The organism is Corallococcus sp. 4LFB (assembly GCF_046520365.1).
Taxonomy (GTDB): Bacteria; Myxococcota; Myxococcia; order Myxococcales; family Myxococcaceae; genus Corallococcus; species Corallococcus caeni.
This window is the reverse complement of the sequence record NZ_JBKGHJ010000133.1, coordinates 1-17779: the sequence shown is the minus strand read 5'-3', so window position 1 is coordinate 17779 and position 17779 is coordinate 1. Positions and strand designations below refer to the sequence as shown.

The 17779-nt window shown below is 71.7% G+C and carries 19 protein-coding genes; 13 read left to right on the top strand and 6 right to left on the bottom strand.

The features are described 5' to 3' along the window. Positions 1–419 (top strand): hypothetical protein (locus ACLEQD_RS16580; RefSeq protein WP_410385147.1); only part of this gene is annotated, 419 nt, incomplete at its 5' end. On the opposite strand, the gene ACLEQD_RS16575 is transcribed toward ACLEQD_RS16580, so the two are convergent. Together ACLEQD_RS16575 and ACLEQD_RS16570 are read right to left on the bottom strand one after the other, a co-directional pair. After that, positions 400–660, bottom strand: coding sequence for a hypothetical protein (locus ACLEQD_RS16575; RefSeq protein WP_410385145.1), 261 nt, complete (start codon positions 658–660; stop codon positions 400–402). The genes ACLEQD_RS16580 and ACLEQD_RS16575 overlap by 20 nt on opposite strands. A gap of 226 nt (positions 661–886) precedes the next feature. Next, a complete protein-coding gene (locus ACLEQD_RS16570; RefSeq protein WP_410385143.1) occupies positions 887–1018 on the bottom strand; it encodes a hypothetical protein in 132 nt (43 codons plus the stop codon). A 187-nt stretch (positions 1019–1205) separates the two neighbouring features. On the opposite strand from ACLEQD_RS16570, the gene ACLEQD_RS16565 reads away from it, so the two are divergent. Beyond that, positions 1206–2885, top strand: coding sequence for a DUF1800 family protein (locus tag ACLEQD_RS16565; RefSeq protein ID WP_410385141.1), 1680 nt, complete (start codon positions 1206–1208; stop codon positions 2883–2885). Between the two features lie 5 nt (positions 2886–2890). Continuing rightward, entirely contained in the window at positions 2891–4438 is a 1548-nt protein-coding gene (locus tag ACLEQD_RS16560) for a DUF1501 domain-containing protein (protein WP_410385140.1), read from the top strand. Between the two features lie 99 nt (positions 4439–4537). Here ACLEQD_RS16560 and ACLEQD_RS16555 read toward each other — a convergent pair whose 3' ends face one another. Then, complete coding sequence (locus ACLEQD_RS16555; protein WP_410385139.1) at positions 4538–5623, bottom strand: aldo/keto reductase; 1086 nt, start codon at positions 5621–5623, stop codon at positions 4538–4540. A gap of 94 nt (positions 5624–5717) precedes the next feature. Here ACLEQD_RS16555 and ACLEQD_RS16550 point away from each other — a divergent pair, with 94 nt between their 5' ends. The 4 genes from ACLEQD_RS16550 (at position 5718) to ACLEQD_RS16535 (ending at position 8998) form a co-directional block, all read left to right on the top strand. Further along, complete coding sequence (locus ACLEQD_RS16550) at positions 5718–6125, top strand: MarR family winged helix-turn-helix transcriptional regulator (protein ID WP_410385138.1); 408 nt, start codon at positions 5718–5720, stop codon at positions 6123–6125. A 110-nt stretch (positions 6126–6235) separates the two neighbouring features. After that, a complete protein-coding gene (locus tag ACLEQD_RS16545; protein ID WP_410385136.1) occupies positions 6236–7153 on the top strand; it encodes a hypothetical protein in 918 nt (305 codons plus the stop codon). After that, positions 7150–7608 (top strand): hypothetical protein, encoded by a 459-nt coding sequence (locus tag ACLEQD_RS16540; RefSeq protein WP_410385134.1) that lies wholly within the window; start codon positions 7150–7152, stop codon positions 7606–7608. The genes ACLEQD_RS16545 and ACLEQD_RS16540 overlap by 4 nt, the downstream gene beginning before the upstream one ends. A gap of 145 nt (positions 7609–7753) precedes the next feature. Next, complete coding sequence (locus ACLEQD_RS16535) at positions 7754–8998, top strand: hypothetical protein (RefSeq protein ID WP_410385132.1); 1245 nt, start codon at positions 7754–7756, stop codon at positions 8996–8998. Between the two features lie 52 nt (positions 8999–9050). On the opposite strand, the gene ACLEQD_RS16530 is transcribed toward ACLEQD_RS16535, so the two are convergent. Further along, positions 9051–9350, bottom strand: coding sequence for a DUF3817 domain-containing protein (locus tag ACLEQD_RS16530; protein WP_410385130.1), 300 nt, complete (start codon positions 9348–9350; stop codon positions 9051–9053). Further along, positions 9347–9715 carry a hypothetical protein gene (locus ACLEQD_RS16525; protein WP_410385128.1) on the bottom strand — a complete coding sequence of 123 codons (369 nt, stop codon included), beginning with the start codon at positions 9713–9715 and terminating at the stop codon, positions 9347–9349. The genes ACLEQD_RS16530 and ACLEQD_RS16525 overlap by 4 nt, the downstream gene beginning before the upstream one ends. 148 nt (positions 9716–9863) lie before the next feature. Between ACLEQD_RS16525 and ACLEQD_RS16520 the strand changes: the two genes are divergently transcribed. Next, a complete protein-coding gene (locus tag ACLEQD_RS16520) occupies positions 9864–10880 on the top strand; it encodes a GlxA family transcriptional regulator (protein WP_410385126.1) in 1017 nt (338 codons plus the stop codon). Here ACLEQD_RS16520 and ACLEQD_RS16515 read toward each other — a convergent pair. Further along, positions 10813–11745, bottom strand: a complete 933-nt coding sequence (locus ACLEQD_RS16515) for an MBL fold metallo-hydrolase (protein ID WP_410385124.1) — start codon at positions 11743–11745, stop codon at positions 10813–10815. The two genes, ACLEQD_RS16520 and ACLEQD_RS16515, sit on opposite strands and share 68 nt — an antisense overlap. Before the next feature lie 131 nt (positions 11746–11876). Here ACLEQD_RS16515 and ACLEQD_RS16510 point away from each other — a divergent pair, with 131 nt between their 5' ends. The 5 genes from ACLEQD_RS16510 to ACLEQD_RS16490 all read left to right on the top strand — a co-directional run. Further along, on the top strand, positions 11877–12764 hold the full coding sequence (locus tag ACLEQD_RS16510) for a LysR family transcriptional regulator (protein WP_410385122.1): 888 nt from the start codon (positions 11877–11879) through the stop codon (positions 12762–12764). A 39-nt stretch (positions 12765–12803) separates the two neighbouring features. Then, positions 12804–13391 carry an NYN domain-containing protein gene (locus ACLEQD_RS16505; protein ID WP_410385120.1) on the top strand — a complete coding sequence of 196 codons (588 nt, stop codon included), beginning with the start codon at positions 12804–12806 and terminating at the stop codon, positions 13389–13391. A gap of 27 nt (positions 13392–13418) precedes the next feature. Next, positions 13419–15167 (top strand): DUF885 domain-containing protein, encoded by a 1749-nt coding sequence (locus ACLEQD_RS16500; protein WP_410385118.1) that lies wholly within the window; start codon positions 13419–13421, stop codon positions 15165–15167. Further along, entirely contained in the window at positions 15164–16042 is an 879-nt protein-coding gene (locus ACLEQD_RS16495; RefSeq protein ID WP_410385116.1) for an alpha/beta hydrolase, read from the top strand. The genes ACLEQD_RS16500 and ACLEQD_RS16495 overlap by 4 nt, the downstream gene beginning before the upstream one ends. Before the next feature lie 153 nt (positions 16043–16195). Continuing rightward, a partial coding sequence (locus tag ACLEQD_RS16490) for an amino acid adenylation domain-containing protein (protein ID WP_410385114.1) occupies positions 16196–17779 on the top strand: 1584 nt, incomplete at its 3' end.

The window sequence follows — 17779 nt, the reverse complement described above, 5'->3', positions numbered from 1 at the left end:
TGGGCGGCGCGGGACGCCACGAGGGCAAGCGCGGCCGGTGGGTCCTCCTGGAGCTCGACGTGCCCGCCACCGGGCGCGTGGGCTTCGACTTCCTGGTGGAGGGCGAGCGCTTCAGCGCGAAGAGCGTCCTGCTCCTGCGCCTGCGGGTGCCGGGCCGGCCGCCGTCGGACACGCCCGCGCCCTTCAACCAGCCGGGCGCCGACCGCCAGCCCCACCTGCTCCGCCAGGGCACGGAGACAATCGCCGGGAAGCAGCTGGCCGTGACGGAGTACTCGTACGCGGGAGGCATCACCGCCCAGTGGTCCCCGGCCGTTCCGGCGCTGGGCCTGGTGCGCGTCTCCGGCACCCAGTCCTTCCAGCTGGAGGCCTTCGGCGTGGGGGGAGACCCGTGGAAAGGCGCTACCGCCGCCGGACCGTGAGGCCCGCCCCGAGCAGCGCGGCCCGCACCGCCGCCTCCTCCGAGCTGTCGAGCCGCGCGGCCAGCAGCAGCCGCGTCCCCTGCCCCGCCTGGAGCCGCACGCGCGGCAGGTCCCCCTGCTCCCGCTGGAAGGAGAACCACTCCAGCCGGGAGAACGGCGTGCGCCGCCCCAGCGAGTCGAGGAAGCCCGCGGGCCCAGGAACAGCGCGGGCACCGCATGCAGCCCCACGCCCGCGAGCCACCCAGCCACGCCCAGGCAGAACGTGGCGAGCGCGGGCCGGCCCTCCGAGGTGAGCAGCCGCAGCCCCACCAGCGCCAGCACGCCCATGGTCGCGAGCACCAGCGCATAGGTGCCCATCTCCGCGCGCGAGCGCAGCGCCACCAGCCTCCCGCCGCGCGACAGCCCCACGAGCGCGCCCAGCGCCACGAGCGCCAGTCCGCCCGAGGCCACCGCCACGCCCAGCGCCATCATCCCGGGACGACCTCCCAGCTCGCGCAGCTCGCGCACGAGCACGCGGCGCAGCCGGCGAAGAAGGCCAGCGTCACGCCCTGGAAGGCGGCCGTGGCGACGGGGAACGCGGGGACCGGGGAACGACTCACCCGGTCCTCTCTACACCACCCGGCCCCCGGCGCCCCGGCCCCGCACGGAAAACCTCCGGCGTCCCATGGTCGCGGCACTACCAGAAAAGCCCGCTTTAATTGAATTCACCTATCTCCTAGAATCTTTGCGACGTCGCGGCCCCGGCGTTTCCGGGGTCGCCCCCCCGCAGTCACCAGGAGCAACCGGATGCTTCGTCGCGCCGCCCTGGCCCTCGTCCTGTGCGCCACATCCTGCACACAGGCCGACGGGCCCTCCGCAGCAGAGTCTCCTCCCCCTGAGCAGGAAGTCCTGGGCCGTGCCGAGCAGGCCGTGGAGCCCCTGGAGACGCCCAGCGAAGCGAACAGCATCCGCTTCCTGGAGCAGTCGTCCTTCGGCCCGAAGCTCGCGCGCGGCGTGGCCCCCGCGCCCGTGGGCACCGTGGAGCACGTGATGGCGGTGGGCATCCCCCAGTCGCTCACGGAGCAGTTCGCGCTCCAGCCCGCGGCGCCGTTCGACGGGGAGAGCGCGCAGGACCTGGGCTCGCAGTTCTTCCAGCGCGCGGTGACGGGGGAGGACCAGCTCCGCCAGCGCGTGGCGTTCGCGCTCGGCCAGATCTTCGTCGTCTCCCAGAACGGCATCCCGGACTCCGCGAGGACGCCGTACGTGGACGGCAAGGTGGGCGTCGCGGGGTACATGAACCTGCTGTCGCAGCATGCCTTCGGCGACTTCCGCGTGCTGCTGGAGGCCGTGACGAAGAACCCCGCCATGGGCCGCTACCTGGACATGGCGAACAACCGCGCCTTCGACTCGCAGGGCAACCCCATTGACCCGAACGAGAACTACGCGCGGGAGATGCTCCAGCTCTTCACCCTGGGCACGGACAAGCTGAACCTGGACGGCACCCCGGCGCTGGACGCCAACGGCAACCGGCAGCGCGCGTACAGCGAGGAGCAGGTGAAGGCCTTCGCGCACGCCCTGTCCGGCTGGACGTGGAACGCCACCGCCTGTCCGGCCAGGGGCGCCGCCATCAACACGCCCGACTACAAGAACCCGTTGATGCCCTGCAACGACAACCACGACACGAGCCGCCAGGAGCTGCTGCGGGGCGTCTTCACGGCCGCGGGCGGGAGCATCACCACGCACCTGACGCAGGCCCTGAACAACGTCTTCAACGACCCCAACGTCCCGCCCTTCATCAGCAAGCAGCTCATCCAGCACCTGGTGACGAGCAACCCGACGCCCGGCTACGTCCGGCGTGTCGCCACCGTCTTCAAGAACGACGGCACCGGCGCGCGCGGCAACCTCCAGGCGGTGGTGCGCGCCATCCTGGAGGACGACGAGGCGCGCGGCGCCCAGCCGCCCGTCAACCTGCGGCCCGGCTTCGGCCACCTGCGCCCGCCCGCGCTGTTCGTCACCAGCGTGGTCCGCTGGCTGGACCCCACGCTGGACACGGCCACCAAGGACCCGGGGCTGAAGCTGAGCAACTGGAGCCGGTCGATGAACCAGTGGGTGAGCCGCCCGCCCTCCGTCTTCAGCTTCTACCCGCCCAACGCGCCGCTGCCGGGCGCGGACGGCCTGGTGGGGCCGGAGTTCGCCATCCTGGACACGGCCACCATCACCGCGCGCGCCAACTTCCTCCACGAGTTCCTCTACTCGGGCGCCGCCGCCAACGCGGGCATCACCGTGGACTACGACCTGCTGCCCGCCACCCACGCGGACCTGGTCACGTACCTGGGCCGCTACTGGCTGCACGGCACGATGGCGCCGGAGCTGGAGCAGAAGCTGCTGACGGCCATGGGTGACAGCCGGGCGAACTCCGCCCTCCGCAAGAAGAAGCTCGGGCTCTACCTGACGTTGCTCTCCCCCTCCTTCCAGATCCAGCGGTGACCCCCATGACCACCACCCGTCGCCAGTTCCTCCGGCGCGCCACGCACGGCCTGGGCTTCCTGGCCGCCGCCGCCGCCCTCCCCCGCTGGGTGGGCAACGCCCACGCCGCCACCCTCAACGGCTACTCCGGCAGCCGCGTCGCCGTCTGCGTCTTCCTGCTGGGAGGCAACGACAGCAACAACATCCTCATCCCGCGGGAGACGAACGCCTACGCGCAGTACCTGGCCGCCCGGCCCACCATCGGGCTGAAGGCGGACCAGCTGGAGCTCATCAACCCCACGGGCCTGGCCGCCGGGTCCTTCGCCCTGCCCAGGACGCTGTCGAAGCTGCGCGCGCACTTCGAGGCGGGGCGCGCCGCGTTCGTGTGCAACGTGGGGCCGCTGGTGCTCCCGCTGACCAAGGCGGACTACCTGGCGGGCGGGACGGCCGTGCCGGAGAACCTCTTCTCCCACAGCGACCAGCAGGACGCCTGGGCGAGCGCGCTGGCCAACCCCGGCGCCAGCACCGTCACCGCCGACGTCAAGGTCACGGGCTGGGGCGGCCGCGCGGCGGACAAGCTCCACGTGCTCAACACCAGCACGCCGCCGGACTACCCGGAGGTGACGTCGTTCGGAGGCAAGCCGCACTTCTGCGCGGGCGTGGAGCGCAAGCCCATGGTGGTGGCGCCGGACGGCACGCTCGCGTTCCGCGCCGTCACCACCCCGCCGTCGGACTTCGACCTGCTCCAGCAGGCGGCGCTGGCGGACGTGATGACGGTGCAGGACGGCAACGTGCTGGAGACGGCCTCCGCGGGCGTGTTCACCACGGCGCAGACCTTCGCCTCCGCCCGCGCCGCCGCGCGCGACGCGGCGTGGGCGCAACTGCCCCAGGCCACCCGCGACGCCATCGACGGCTACTTCGTACCCACGCTGCCGCCGGAGGACACCGCGAAGTGGACGCTGCACACGCAGCTCTACCAGGTGGTGCGCGACCTGGTGGCGGGCGCGATGCCGGTGAGCAACGCGGGCCTGGGCCTCAAGCGCCAGGTGTTCTCCGTGGGCTTCGGCTCCTTCGACACGCACCATGACGAGGACGTGGACCAGCCGAAGCTCCTGGCGCAGCTGGACTTCGCGCTCGACGCCTTCCAGCAGGCGGTGACGCTGCTGGAGACGCAGGCCGCGTTCGGGTCCAACGCGCCGCAGGCCACGCTCTTCACCATGAGCGACTTCAACCGGACGCTGCTGGAGAACGGCGACAGCGGCACGGACCACGCCTGGGGAGGCCACGCCATCGTCCTGGGCAACCGCGTCGCGGGCAAGGCGCTCTACGGCACCTTCCCCAGCCTGGACCTGTCGGGTTCGCTGGACGGCTCCACGGACGAGCGGGGCCGCTGGATTCCCACGCTCACGGTGGAGCAGTACGGCTGGACGCTGGCCTCGTGGCTGGGCCTGAACACCGCCGCGGAACGCGACTACGTGTTCCCCAACCTCGCCGGCTACGTGGCGGACGCGGTGGCGCGCGGCTTCCCGGCGCAGGCCCGCAGGTACAAGGTCGGCTTCATGCTGGCGGACTGACGTGAAGGCCGCGTGACGGACGAAGGCCGCGGGCCCGCAGCGGGTCCGCGGCTCCTTCAGCTCCGCGAGCAGCGCCTCCACCCCCGCCCCGGTGGACGGTCAGTAGACCTTGTCGCCCTTCTGCACGCCGAAGGGAGAGGCCGGCATCTGGATGCCGTTCACCGAGGTCCCGCCGTTGTGGATGGAGGGGAACATGGGCTCCATGGTCTGCGGGAACCCGAACGTGGGCTTCGTGAGCTCGTCCAGCCGGTTCAGCTCCCCGGCCGTGAGCTTCACGTCGGCGGCCTTCAGGTTGTCCTCGAGCTGCGAGAGCCGGCGCGCGCCGATGATGGTGGAGCCCACGCCCGGCTTCGCCATGACCCAGGCCAGCGCCACGCGCGCCGGGGTGCTCTCATGCGCGCGGGCGATGGCCTCCAGCGCGTCGACGACGGAGTAGGTCTTCTCGTTCAGGTAGGGCTCGAGGAAGACGCCCCGGTCGCCCTTCAGCTGGCCCGCGTTCGCGCGGGTGTACTTGCCGCTGAGCGCGCCGCTCTTGAGCGGCGACCAGGGGGTGATGCCCAGCCCGTGCTCCAGGGCCATGGGCACGAGCTCCTGCTCCACGCTGCGCTCGAGCAGCGAGTACTCAATCTGCAACCCGATGAAGGCCGACCAGCCCCGGAAGCGCGCGGTGACGTTCGCTTCGACGACCTTCCACGCCGGCGTGTCGGAGACGCCGAGGTAGCGGACCTTGCCGGCGCGGACGAGATCCTCGAGCGCGGCCATCGTCTCGTCGATGGGCGTGTGCTTGTCCCAGTTGTGCAGCCAGTAGAGGTCGATGTAGTCGGTCTGCAGGCGGCGGAGCGAGTTCTCGCAGGCCGAGATGATGGACTTGCGGCCGGAGCCGCCCCCGTTCGGATCCCCGGGGTAGAGGTTCCCGCTGAACTTCGTGGCGATGACCAGGCGGTCGCGCCGGGCCGCGTGCCGCCCGACGTGGTCGCCGATGATCTTCTCGGAATGGCTCTTCGTGTAGAAGTTCGCGGTGTCGATGAAGTTGCCGCCCAGCTCGATGAAGCGGTCGATGATCCGCTCGGACTCCTCCACGCTGGTGCCCCAGCCGAGGTCTTCACCGAACGTCATCGCACCAAGGCACAGCGGGCTCACGCGGAGGCCTGAGCGGCCGAGCGTCACATAGTGGTCCAGAGACATGGGGGCTCCTGGGGATGTGCTACCGTTTCGGGGAGGCCGAACTGGTTCAGCCTTGAACTGATTTAATTTTGTACCAATTTCCGCGCAAGGGCTCATGTCGAAGATCGACGCGGCGAAGATCTGGTCGCTGAACTACAAGCTGCTGATGTCGGTCATCGCCGGTGTCTCCGCCGACATCTCCGAGCTGGGGTTGGACGTGAAGGAGCTGTTCGTGCTGTCGCAGGTGGAGGAGCACCCCTACCCGGCGGAGCTGGCGGTGACCCTGAGCATGCCCAAGCCGACGGTGACGGTGTACGTGAAGCGGCTGGAGGCGGCGGGCTTCCTGCGCCGGGAGCTCGACGCCACGGACCTCCGCCGGCACCGGCTGCAGGTGACTCCCGCCGGGCGCAAGGTGACGTCGCGGGGCCTGGCGCTGCTGTCGGACGCGTTCGGCGCGCGGCTCGGCCGGCTGAGCGCGGCGGAGCAGGCGGAGCTCCGGAGCCTGCTCGAAAAGCTGAGCTGACGGCGGCCTGGGATGGCAGCACGCACGGCTGCTTGCATCCCGCGTCACCCCTGGGTGTATTCCCCCTCCAATGCCGAGGCGGGTTTGCGCCCGGCGGGGGTTCTCGACACATGCGGACGCGTCGCGCGGGTGAAGTGGTGCTGGGTGCAGTCGTCGGTCTGTGGCTTGCCGCCTGTGGTGGCGACAAGGTGCAGGTCCGGGGACACGTGACCAACGGCGGCGGTCAGCAGTCGCAGGGGCTCGTTGACGGCGCGCCCGCGCTGGGGGGAGACGGGACGGCGTCGGCCACCACCACGGTGCGGATCAGCCGCGTGCTGGCGGCGGGTGACCTGACGACGCTGGCCGAGGCCGACGTCGCGGCGGATGGCAGCTACACGCTGGAGCTGGAGGACGCGGGGCAGCGGCTGGTCATCGAGGCGGTGAACAAGTCCGGCCTCACGGTGGGCTCCGCGCTGCTGGACTCCACGTCGCCGCTGTCCGGACAGGAGGTGCGCACGGCGCCGCCCATCACCAGCGAGTCGTCGCTGGAGGCGGAGGTCTACGTCCAGATGGTGCGGGAGGGCGACGCGCCGGACAGCGTGGACACGGTGGACCTGCGCACGCGGCTGAACGTGGAGCAGGCGACGGCGGTGCGCGGCCAGCTCAAGGAGACGGCGACGGAGTCGGTGGAGGCGCTGGGCGCGGCGGTGCGCGCGGCGCAGGCGACCCGGATCAAGGCCTATGCCCGCGCGGGTGTGGTCGTCACGCAGGAGCAGCTCCTTCAGCGCGTCGCTGGGCGCGGCGGCGAAGCTGGACGCCGCGCTGGACGCGGGGGGCAGGCGGTGGAGGCGTATGACGCGTTCTTCGCGGAGCTGCGCGCGGCCACGCCCCAGCGAACGACGCGCAGGACCAGCAGGCGGAGCGCGAGGCCAGCGTGGCCTACCGCATGGCGGTGGAGGCGCGGCTGTCCACTGGCGCGGGATCGCGGTCGTGGACGCGTCGGTGCGGGCCGCCGCCGCGCTGGAGGCGCGCGCCACGAGCCGCCGTGAAGGCCCTGCTCCAGGGCGCCAGCGCCACCGACACGGTACTGGCCCAGGCGAACACCGCGGCCACGGCGCTGCGCGCGAACCTCTCCAGCGCCACGTCGGCCAGTGCCGCCGCGACGGCCTGGACGAACTACAACGCGCAGCTCACCACCAGCGGCAGCGCGTCCGTGATGGGCGCGTACCTGGGGGTCACGAGCAGCAACCAGCTCGCCTTCGACTCCGCGGTGAACGTGGGAGCGCAGGCGGGCGCGACGCTCGACGCCACGCTGGGCACGGTGCTGGAGCAGTCCGGCAAGGCTTCGGCCACGGTGCTGTCGGAGGCGGTGGTCAGCGCCTTCACCACCTATGACGCCGCGGTGCGAGGCGGCGCCACGGCCAGCCTGACGGGATTTGGCGCCAGGACGAACACCGGCGTGGAGCTGCTGATCATCTCCGAGGGTTCCTTTTCGTTGCGCTAGGCAACCATCTGGACCACGGGTTTCGCTTTCCTTCGCCTCCTCTTAGAAGAGGCCCCTCGGGTCGCTGGCCGGAGCGTCCCTGGGGTGGCCACGAATGCGGATGCGCAACGTTGGGAATGTGGTTCGGGTTGGTTTGGTGTGCGGAATGCTGTTCGCCTGTCGCGCCGGAGATGACGTCGAGGTCCGGGGACGCGTCACCCTCAGCGGCGGTCCGGTGGGTCAGGAGCTCCGGGTCCGGGCCAGCATCCTGGAAGCCGACGGCCAGGCGAAGGTGCTCGCCGAGGCGGACGTGGACGAACAGGGCACGTACCGCCTGGAGCTGGATCAGCCCTACGTCCGCGTCATCCTCGAGGCGGTGAACAACGGTGGAGGGACACGGGCTTCCGCCCTCCTGGATTCCACGGAGCCCGCCCCCGGCCAGGACGTGCGCACGGCGCCGCCCATGACCCCGGAGACCGCGCTCGAAGCGGACGTCTACACCCAGATGGTCCGCGACGGTACCGCGCCGGGGATCGTGGACACGGTGGACCTGCGCCTGCGACTCACCGCGAGCCGGGCCCAGGCGGTCCGGAAGTCCGGCGATATTCAGGGGGCGCTGCGGACGCTCGGCGTGGCGGTGCGCGCGGCACAGCAGGCGCGTCTCCGCTCCTACGCGAAGCCGGACTTCGAGTACGTCACCAGGGCCGAGCTGCTGGGCGCCCCCCGGGAAGCAGTCGCCGCGTTGGACCTCGCGCTGGATTCAGGGACGCCCTCCCCGGAGAAGGCCTACGCGGACTTCTTCGTCGCGCGGGACGCCGCCCTCCCCATGCACTCGGCGCTCGAGCACCAGAAGGCGGAGCGCGACGCGGGCATGGTGTTCCGGGCGATCGCGAAGGCGGCATGCATCGGCGATGACTGCCAGTTCGACCCGTCCCTCGCGGAGATCCACGCCACCGGGGCGGCGGTGCATTTCGTCCTCCAGCAGGCAGGCGCCTCGGAGCTTCAGCCGACCGCGGACGCGGCCGCCTTGGAGCTGCTGTCGAAGCTGCTCGAATCCCCCGCCAATACCACTCAAGCCTGGACCCGGTACCGTGCGAGCATCGTCGATGCGGAGGACTCGGTCCTGTACCGGTTGCTCGAGGACACGGGTGTCGGTCGCCCGACCCTCTCGCAGGTCGCTCAGGCGTCCAGGCTCAGCGGGGCGACGCTGGGGCTCGTCATGTTGGAGTTGATCCTCAAGGACGGCTCCGGCAGCTCCCCGGAAGCCATCACGCAGTCCGTCGACCGGGCCTTTGCGAACTACACCGTGGAGCTGACCGGCGCGGCCGCCCCCAACCTCCAAGCCGCCGGCGCCAGCGCAAAGCCGGCCCTGACGCTGATGCTCATCACCCAGGAGGCCGCGCGCCCGTAGCGCATCCCCGCATCCCAGGGGCGGCAAGCGGTAGAGCCGCCCCTGGGTGACCTCAGCCCGCTTGCCCCCGCTCCTCCCGCCGCAGCGCGCGGTCCAGCACGAAGGTCCCGAACGGCACCAGCGACGCGCCGAACGCCGCGAGCGAACGGCGCGCCGTCCAGCCGTGCTCGGAGGCCGCGCGGAACAGGGACGACACGAAGAGCAGGAAGAGGAGCCCGTGGACGCTTCCGGCGACCCTCACCGCCACGGGCTGCCCCAGCAGGTACTTCACCGGCATCGCGATGAAGAGCAGCCCCAGGAAGGACATCCCCTCCAGGAAGGCCACCCACCGCAGCTGTCGCAGCGCACTCATGTGTCCACCCAGGGCCAGCGCGGCCGGAAGATCATCAACACCAGGACGAGGAAGAACGGCACGGCCGCCATCAGCGCGCCCGCTAGCGTGCGCCGCTCACGGGACGCCATGGCCACCAGCGCCAGCTGCGACACCAGCGACAGCGCCAGCCCGCCCGATATCCACGCCTCCGTCAACGCGAGCTGGAACTGGAGCGTGAGCAGGTAGCCCGCCGTCCACGTCACCACCAGCCCCGGCGACGCGATGGCGTGCACCGCGCGCTTGCGCTCCCGCGACGTCGTCGCGGCCAGCGCCCCCACGAGCCCGCCCCCGTACAGCACCACGCCCACGAACTTCAGCAGGAGCAGCAAGCGGTAGATCAACACGCGGCACCCTCACCATGCATCCGTCACCCACCCCGCCCATATGCCATGCGCGCCCCCAGCGCCGTGAGTGGCGGAAACGCCATCTTTCGACGACTTCCCGCCACACCCCCTCCTGGCGGGAACACCCCGGTCCTGGCATCTTCCCGCCATGCACACCGTGGCCATCGTCGCGCTGGATGGAGTGGTGCCCTTCGACCTCTCGATCCCCACCGAGGTCTTCCGCCACGTGCGGCTGCCCTTCGGCGGCCCCGGCTACCAGGTCCGCGTCTGCGGCCTGACCCCGGAGGTCCACGCGGGCGCGTTCCGGGTGAAGACCCACCATGGCCTGGGCTCACTGGCGCGCGCGGACACCATCTTCCTGCCCGGCATCATGGACCTCTCCGCGCCCGTCCCTCCCGCGCTCCTGAAGGCGCTCCGCGCGGCGGCGGGCCGGGGCACGCGCATCGCGTCCATCTGCACCGGGGCGTTCCTGCTGGCCGCGACGGGGCTGCTCGACGGGCTGCGCGCGACCACGCACTGGATGGCCACGGAGGAGCTGGCCCGGCGCCACCCCGCCATCCAGGTGGATCCGAACGTCCTCTACGTCGACAACGGCCAGCTCCTCACCTCCGCGGGCGCGGCGGCGGGGCTGGACCTCTGCCTGCACGTGGTGCGGCGCGACCACGGCGACGCGGTGGCGGCGGACGCGGCGCGGCTGGCCGTGATGCCGCTGGAGCGGGACGGCGGCCAGTCCCAGTTCATCACCCACGTGCCCCCCGCTCCCGAAGGCGCGTCGCTGGAGCCGCTCCTGCACTGGATGGAGGACCACCTGCACCGGCCCCTCACGCTCCAGTCCCTCGCCCGGAAGGCCGCCATGAGCGAGCGAACCCTGAGCCGCCACTTCCGGGAACAGACCGGCACCACGCCCCTCCAGTGGCTCCTCCACGCCCGCGTGCGCCGCGCGCAACACCTGCTGGAGACCACCGGCCAGTCCGTGGAGGCCATCGCGCAGAAGGTGGGCTTCGGCTCGGTCACCACCTTCCGCGAACACTTCCAGCGCTTCGTCGCCACCAGCCCCCTCGCGTACCGCCGTGCGTTCCGCGGAGGCCTGGAGGGCCTCAGTGCTGGTGGCCGAAGCGCACCTGCACCTCCGGGTGGGCGGCGACGAACGCGCGCAGCTTCTTGAAGCTCTCCACGCTCCGGGGCCCGTCCTGCGTGAAGGTGCCCGGCTCCACGTCGTGCTCCCAGCCCCAGCGCGTGTGGCTGGCGTCGCCCAGCAGCAGCACCGGCCCCTTCGTGGAGCGCACGAGGTACGCGGTGCTGCCCGGCGTGTGCCCCGGCACCCAGAGCGCCCACACGGACGCGTCCCCGAAGACGTCCACCGCGCCGTCGAAGAGGCCCTTCGGGTCGGCCGTGTAGTTCCACTCCGACAGCGCCGGCTTGCCCTCCAGCGCGCGGTCCGTGGCGCCCTGCACCACCAGGTTCACGAAGGCGCGGCTGCCCGCCTCGCCCGGGCCGGTGAAGACGGGCGTCCCCGCCGGCGCGTCCGCCATGCCGGTGATGTGGTCCGGGTGCAGGTGCGTGAGGAAGACCCCGGCGAGCGGCTGGGGCTGCTTCGCCAGCCACTCGCCCAGCGGCACCAGCACCGTCATCTTCTCCATGTGCATCGCGCTGGCCACCATGCCGCGCATCGCCGAGCGCTCCGGCGCGTCCCGCAGCGCCGTCTCCACCCCGGTGTCCACGATGTACAGCCCTCGCGTCGGGTGGCGCAGCGCGTGGAAGAAGACCTGCGCGGGCTCGTCCCCGTCCTCCAGGTGCGCCGCCTTCGCCGTGGGGTGGTCCAGGTTGATGAGGCCGCCGCGCGCCACGGCCCAGTCGCACGACGTCACGGTCTCCAGCTCCACCGGGCCCGGCACGTCCAGCTGCGCGAGCAGCGCGTCCGCGGGCCGCGTCACGCCGAGCGCGGACTTCTGGACGCCGTGGGAGGACGTGGCGCAGCCGGTGGTGAAACCCACGACGGACAGACAGAGCGCGAGCAGCGACGACTTCATGGCGGGGACTCCTCGTTGTTCTTGCCGGACCCGGGGCAGCACCCGAGGCATCGGGCGTTCGGGACAGGCGGCAGGATGCGGAATGCGCCCGTGGATGGAAATTGGCGAAAACTGCATGATGCCATCCATTCATGGATATCTCCTGGGACGACACCCGGCTGTTCCTCGCCATCGCGGAGACGGGCAGCTTCAGCGCGGCCGCGCGGCGGCTGCGCATTGGCCAGCCCACGGTGAGCCGGCGGCTGGCGGCGCTGGAGTACGCGGTGGGCTCGGCGCTGTTCCGCCGGAGCGTGGACGGCGCGGCGCTCACGTCCGCGGGGGAGCGGCTGCTGGTGCCCGCGAAGAAGATGGCGGAGTGGGCCGGGGAGCTGCACCGCGCGGCGGAGTCCGCGGACAGCTCCCCCCGGGGCATCGTGCGCGTGACGGCCACGCCCTACCTGAGCTTCGACTTCATGGCCCCCTTCGCCGCCTTCGTGGCGCGGAAGCACCCGGGCCTGCGCCTGGAGGTGCAGTCGCAGATTCAATACCTGGACCTGGGGCGCGGCGAGGCGGACCTCGCGCTGCGCGGACGGCCTCCCGCCAGCGCGGACCTCAAGCTCGTGGACACGCTGGAGGTCCCCAACAGCGTCTTCGTGTCCAGGGCCCTCAAGGCCCGGCTGCCAAGGAAGGTGACGCTCCAAGAGCTGCCCTGGGTGGCCTGGGCGCCGCCCTTCGAGGCCGTCCCGCCCAACCCCCAGCTGGAGTCGATGATCCCCGGCTTCAGCCCGTCCTTCACGGCGGACAGCTACCTGGTGATGCTCGCGGCGGCGGAGGCCGGCCTGGGCGCGATGGTGATGGCGCGCATGGCGCACCGCTTCACCCGCCCGACGCAGCTCGTCCCCCTGGAGCTGGACCTGGGCCCGTTCGCCCGGAGCCAGACGCACCTCGTGTGCGCGAGGTCCGCGCTGGACATTCCCCGCGTGCGGCGCGTGTCGGAGCTGCTGTTGGAGGAGTTCCAACGGATTCGCGTGGGTCGATGAAAACCCACAACGGCCAGCAGCCCGCGTATTGTCCCCGCCATGCAATCCACCCGACCCGCCGCCGCATCCTACGTCCTCATCGACGCCGAGAATGTCGACTGGGCCGTCTCCAACATCGTCGGGCGCAAGCCCGAGCCCCAGGACCGGGTGCAGTTCGACCGGCTCGTCGCCTTCTGCGACACCTACTTCCCCAAGCCCGTGCGCTGCGTGGTGGTGCTCAACGCACGCGGAGAGCAGCTGCCGGACGCGATGATTGGCTTCGTGCGCGCGCTGAAGTCCGCGGGCTGTGAGGTGGCGCTGCTGCACGGCCGGCCGGACCAGAAGGTCGTGGACCTGGGCATCCTCAAGCTGCTGGAGAACATCCGCACCCAGCGCCCGGGCGCGGCGGTGGGCCTGGCCAGCCACGACGGCGCGGACTTCGCGGAGGCGCTCAAGCCCCTGCTGGAGGAGAAGCGCCAGGTCGCCGTGCTGGGCCTGCGCGAGTACGTGAGCCAGCGCTTCCGCGAGCTCACCCCGCTGGGCCTGAAGGTCGTGGACCTGGAGCTCAACGCCCGCGTCTTCCAGCGTCCCCTGCCCCGGCTGCTGCCGGTCAACGTGGACGAGTTCGATCCCACGCTGTTCGTCTAGTCGCGGTTCCCACTCCGGAGTCCGTCCATGTCATCCGAGTCCGTCCCCCGGCGCGGCGCCATGTCCGCTTCCCTGCACGCCCTGCTGGAAGCGGAGTGGCAGTACTCCCTCCAGCAGTACCCCACCTATGCGTCGCTGCTGGGGGACCGGCGCTGGAATGACAGGTGGGACGACCTGAGCCTCGCCGCGCTGGAGGCGGACCACCGGCACAGCCACGACGTGCTGCGCCGGCTCCAGGACGTGGACCGCGCCGCGCTGGACAGCGACGCGGACCGGCTGCACCTGGACCTCTTCCGCCGGATGCACGAGACGTGGATTGAAGAGTACGGGGTGAAGGCGCACCTCCTGCCCCTCAACCAGCTGGGCGGCCTGCCGGAGGGGCTCAAGCAGCCGCCGGGGCTCCAGACGGCGTACCAGCTGGCGGACACCCTGCGCTTCGAGACGGTGCGGGACTACGAGGACTGGGTGAAGCGGCTGGAGGGCTTCGGCGCCTACGCGGATCAAGTGGTGGCGCTGATGCGCGAGGGCATGCGCCAGCACCGCATCCACCCGCGCATCGTGCTCCAGCGCATCCCGCCGCAGCTGGAGCGGCAGGTGGTGAAGGACCCGACGCAGAGCGGCTTCTACGGCCCCTTCACCCGCATGCCCAGTGACATCCCGGCGGAGGACGCGCGGAGGCTCCAGCAGGCGGGCCGTGACGCCATCGCGAACACCGTGGTGCCCGCGTTGAAGCGCGCGCTGGACTTCGTCACCACGGAGTACCTGCCCGCCGCCCCGGAGACGGTGGGCGTGTGGCAGTTCCCGGACGGCGAGGCCATGTACGCGGTGCTCGTGCGCCGGCACACGACGACGCGGCTGACGCCCGAGGAGATCCACGCGATGGGGCTCTCGGAGGTGAAGCGGCTGCGCGCGGAGCTGGACGCGGTGATGGCCCGCACGGGCTTCACCGGCACGCGGCAGGCCTTCTTCGAGAAGCTGCGCACGGAGGTGCGCTTCTACGAGCCCACGGGTGAGTCGCTGCTCGCGCGCTACCGGGCGCTGACGAAGCGCATCGACCCGCTGCTCCCCCGGCTGTTCCGGACGATGCCCAAGAAGTCCTACGTCGTCGAACCCATCCCGGAGGCCATGGCCCCGGACGTGACGACGGCCATCTACTTCCCGGCCTCCGCGGACGGCTCGCGCCCGGGCACCTTCCAGGTGAACCTCTACCGGCCGGAGACGCGGCCCGTCTGGGAGATGGTGCCCCTGACGCTGCACGAGGCCATGCCCGGCCACCACCTCGCGCTGGCCCTGGCCTCCGAGCAGCCCGACGTGCCGGACTTCCGCCGCTTCACGTCCTACGTGGCCTTCGACGAGGGCTGGGCGCTCTACGCCGAGTCGCTGGGCGACGAGCTGGGCCTCTACGACGACCCGTACGACAAGTTCGGCCAGCTCGCCTACGAGATGTGGCGCGCGGTGCGGCTGGTGGTGGACACCGGCCTGCACGCGAAGCGGTGGACGCGGAAGCAGGCGCTGGACTTCTTCATGGAGAACGCGCCGCGCCAGGAGCTGGACATCACCAACGAGGTGGACCGCTACATCGCGTGGCCGGGCCAGGCCCTGGGCTACAAGGTCGGCCAGCTGCGGATCCGCGCCCTGCGCGACCGGGCGGAGGCCCGGCTGGGCCAGCGCTTCGACGTGAAGGCCTTCCATGATCAGGTGCTGCTGACGGGCTCGCTGCCGCTGGACGTGCTGGAGGCGAAGATCGACGCGTGGGTGGCGCGGGAGTCCGCGTGAAGCGTCCGCTCGTCGCCGGGCTGGTGCTGGGGGGCGTGGCCCTGCTGGCGATGGCGGCCTGGGTCGCGGTGCGCAGCGCGCGCTACATCTCCCAGGAGGTGCACCCGCCCCGGCAGCCGGTGGGGAGCCCTCCGCGGGAAGCGGAGCTCGCCGGGCTGCGGGACGTGGCGTTCCAGGACCGCGACGGCCTCCAGCTCAAGGGCTGGTACCTGCCGCCGCGCGACGGGGCGCTCGTCGTCCTGGTCCATGGCCTGTCAGGCAACCGCACGCAGCTGCTGCCCGAGGCCCGGTTCCTGGCGCGGGCCGGGTACGGGCTGGTGCTCTTCGACCTGGGCGCCCATGGGGAGAGTGACGGGACGGTCTCCACCTACGGGGACCGCGAGGCGGCCCAGGTGCGGGCGGCGGTGGACTTCGCCACGCGCCAGCCGGAGGTGGACGCGAAGCGCATCGGCGCGCTCGGGTTCTCGCTGGGGGGCTATTCCGTCCTGAAGGCCGCAGCGGAGGATCCGCGCCTCAAGGCCGTGGTGGTGGAGGCCGCGGCCGTCGCTCCCGCGCAGGCGCTCCAGGATGAATTGGGGCACTGGGGCCCCCTGGGCCTGTGGCCGGCGCTGGGGGTGATGAAGCGCGCGGGCGTGGACGTGAACGCCGTGCAGCCCGCGCGGGACATGGCCGCGCTGGCGGGCCGCCCCGTCCTGCTGGTGGCCGGCGCGAGGGACCCCTGGGTGCCGGACGCCGCGCTGGAGCACCTGCTGCGTCAGGGTCAAGGCCCCTGGGAGAAGTGGCGCGTCCCGGGGGCGGGGCACGAGAGCTACCTCCAGGCCGCGCCGGAAGAATATCCGCGCCGGGTGCTGGCCTTCTTTTCGCGCTTTCTCTGAATGCGAAGAAGAGAGAGCGGCCAAGGGGCCGCCCGGCGGTAGGGAATCTGCCCGGGCGCGATCATTCCTTTCCAGACATGGCATGCTCAGGGGCTGGGCAGGTCCGACCTTCCCATCCTCTTCCATTTCAAAAGTTCGGGACCAGAAGGTCGGATGGCCCTGGGGGATATGTCCGTGGACGCAGCGCTCATGCAGACAGTGGTGGCGCGTTTCACCGCGCAAGCGTCCCGGACGCCTGACGCGGAGGCGGTCCGGTTCGAGGGGGCGGGGCTGACGTACGCGGCGCTGGACCGTCGCTCCAACCAGCTCGCGCACCACCTGCGGAGCCTGGGCGTCACCACGGACGTGCTCGTCGGCGTGTGCCTGGAGCGGTCGGTGGAGATGGTGGTGGCGGTGCTGGCCGTGCTCAAGGCGGGCGGCGCGTATCTGCCATTGGACCCGGCCTATCCCGCGCCGCGTCTGGCCTTCATGCTGGAGGACGCGAAGGCGCCGGTGCTGCTCACCCAGGCGGGGCTGCGCGCGGGCCTGCCCGCCTTCGCGGGTCCGGTGCTGTGCCTGGATGAAGCCCCTGCCCTCTTCGCCTCCGACGCCCCGGCCTCGGCGGTGGACGCGTCGAGCCTGGAGGGGCTGGCCTACGCCATCTACACGTCGGGCTCCACGGGGACGCCCAAGGGCGTGGCCATGGGACACCGGCCGCTCGCCAACCTCATCGCGTGGCAGCGGGGCCAGTCCATCGCGGGGCCGGGCACGCGCACGCTGCAGTTCTCCCCGCTGTCCTTCGACGTGTCGTTCCAGGAGCTGTTCGGCACCTGGTGCTCCGGCGGGACGCTGGTGCTGGTGCGGGACGCGCTGCGGCTGGACGCCGTGCTGCTGCTGCGGCTGCTGGCGGAGGAGCGCGTGGAGCGGCTGTTCCTGCCCTTCATCGCGCTGCAGAGCGTGGCGGAGATCGCCACCTCGCACCAGCAGGTGCCGCCGTCCCTGCGCGAGGTCGTCACCGCGGGCGAGCAGCTCCAGGTGACGCACCACCTGCGCGCGTTCTTCGCCGCGCTGCCGGGCTGCGCGCTGCACAACCACTATGGCCCGTCGGAGACGCACGTCGTCTCCAGCTACGTGCTCCGGGGCCCCCCGGACGCGTGGCCCGCGCTGCCGCCCATTGGCAAGGCGGTGGACGGCTGCGAGCTCTGGGTGCTGGACGAACAGAAGAAGCCCGTGCCGCCCGGGGAGTCCGGCGAGCTGTACCTCGCGGGCGTGTGCCTGGCGCGGGGCTATCTGCACCGCGAGGCGCTGACGGCGGAGCGCTTCGTGCCGCACCCGCTCAAGCCCGGCACCGGCGAGCGCGCGTACAAGACGGGCGACCTGGCGCGCGTGCTGCCGGACGGCACGCTGGAGTTCCTGGGCCGCATCGACGGCCAGGTGAAGGTGCGCGGCTACCGCATCGAGCTGGGCGAGATTGAGGTCGCGCTCGGCGGCCACCCGGCGGTGAAGCAGGTGGCGGTGGTGGCGCGCGAGGACGTGCCCGGCGACAAGCGGCTGGTCGCCTACGTCGTCCCGGACGGCACGCTGGAGCACGCGGCCGGGACGCTGCGGCGCCACCTGTCCACGCGGGTGCCGGACTACATGGTGCCCTCCGCGTTCGTCCTGCTGGAGGCCCTGCCGCGCACGCCCAGCGGCAAGATTGACCGCCGCGCCCTGCCCGCCCCGCTGCCCACGCGGCCGGAGCTGCAGCAGGCGTTCGTC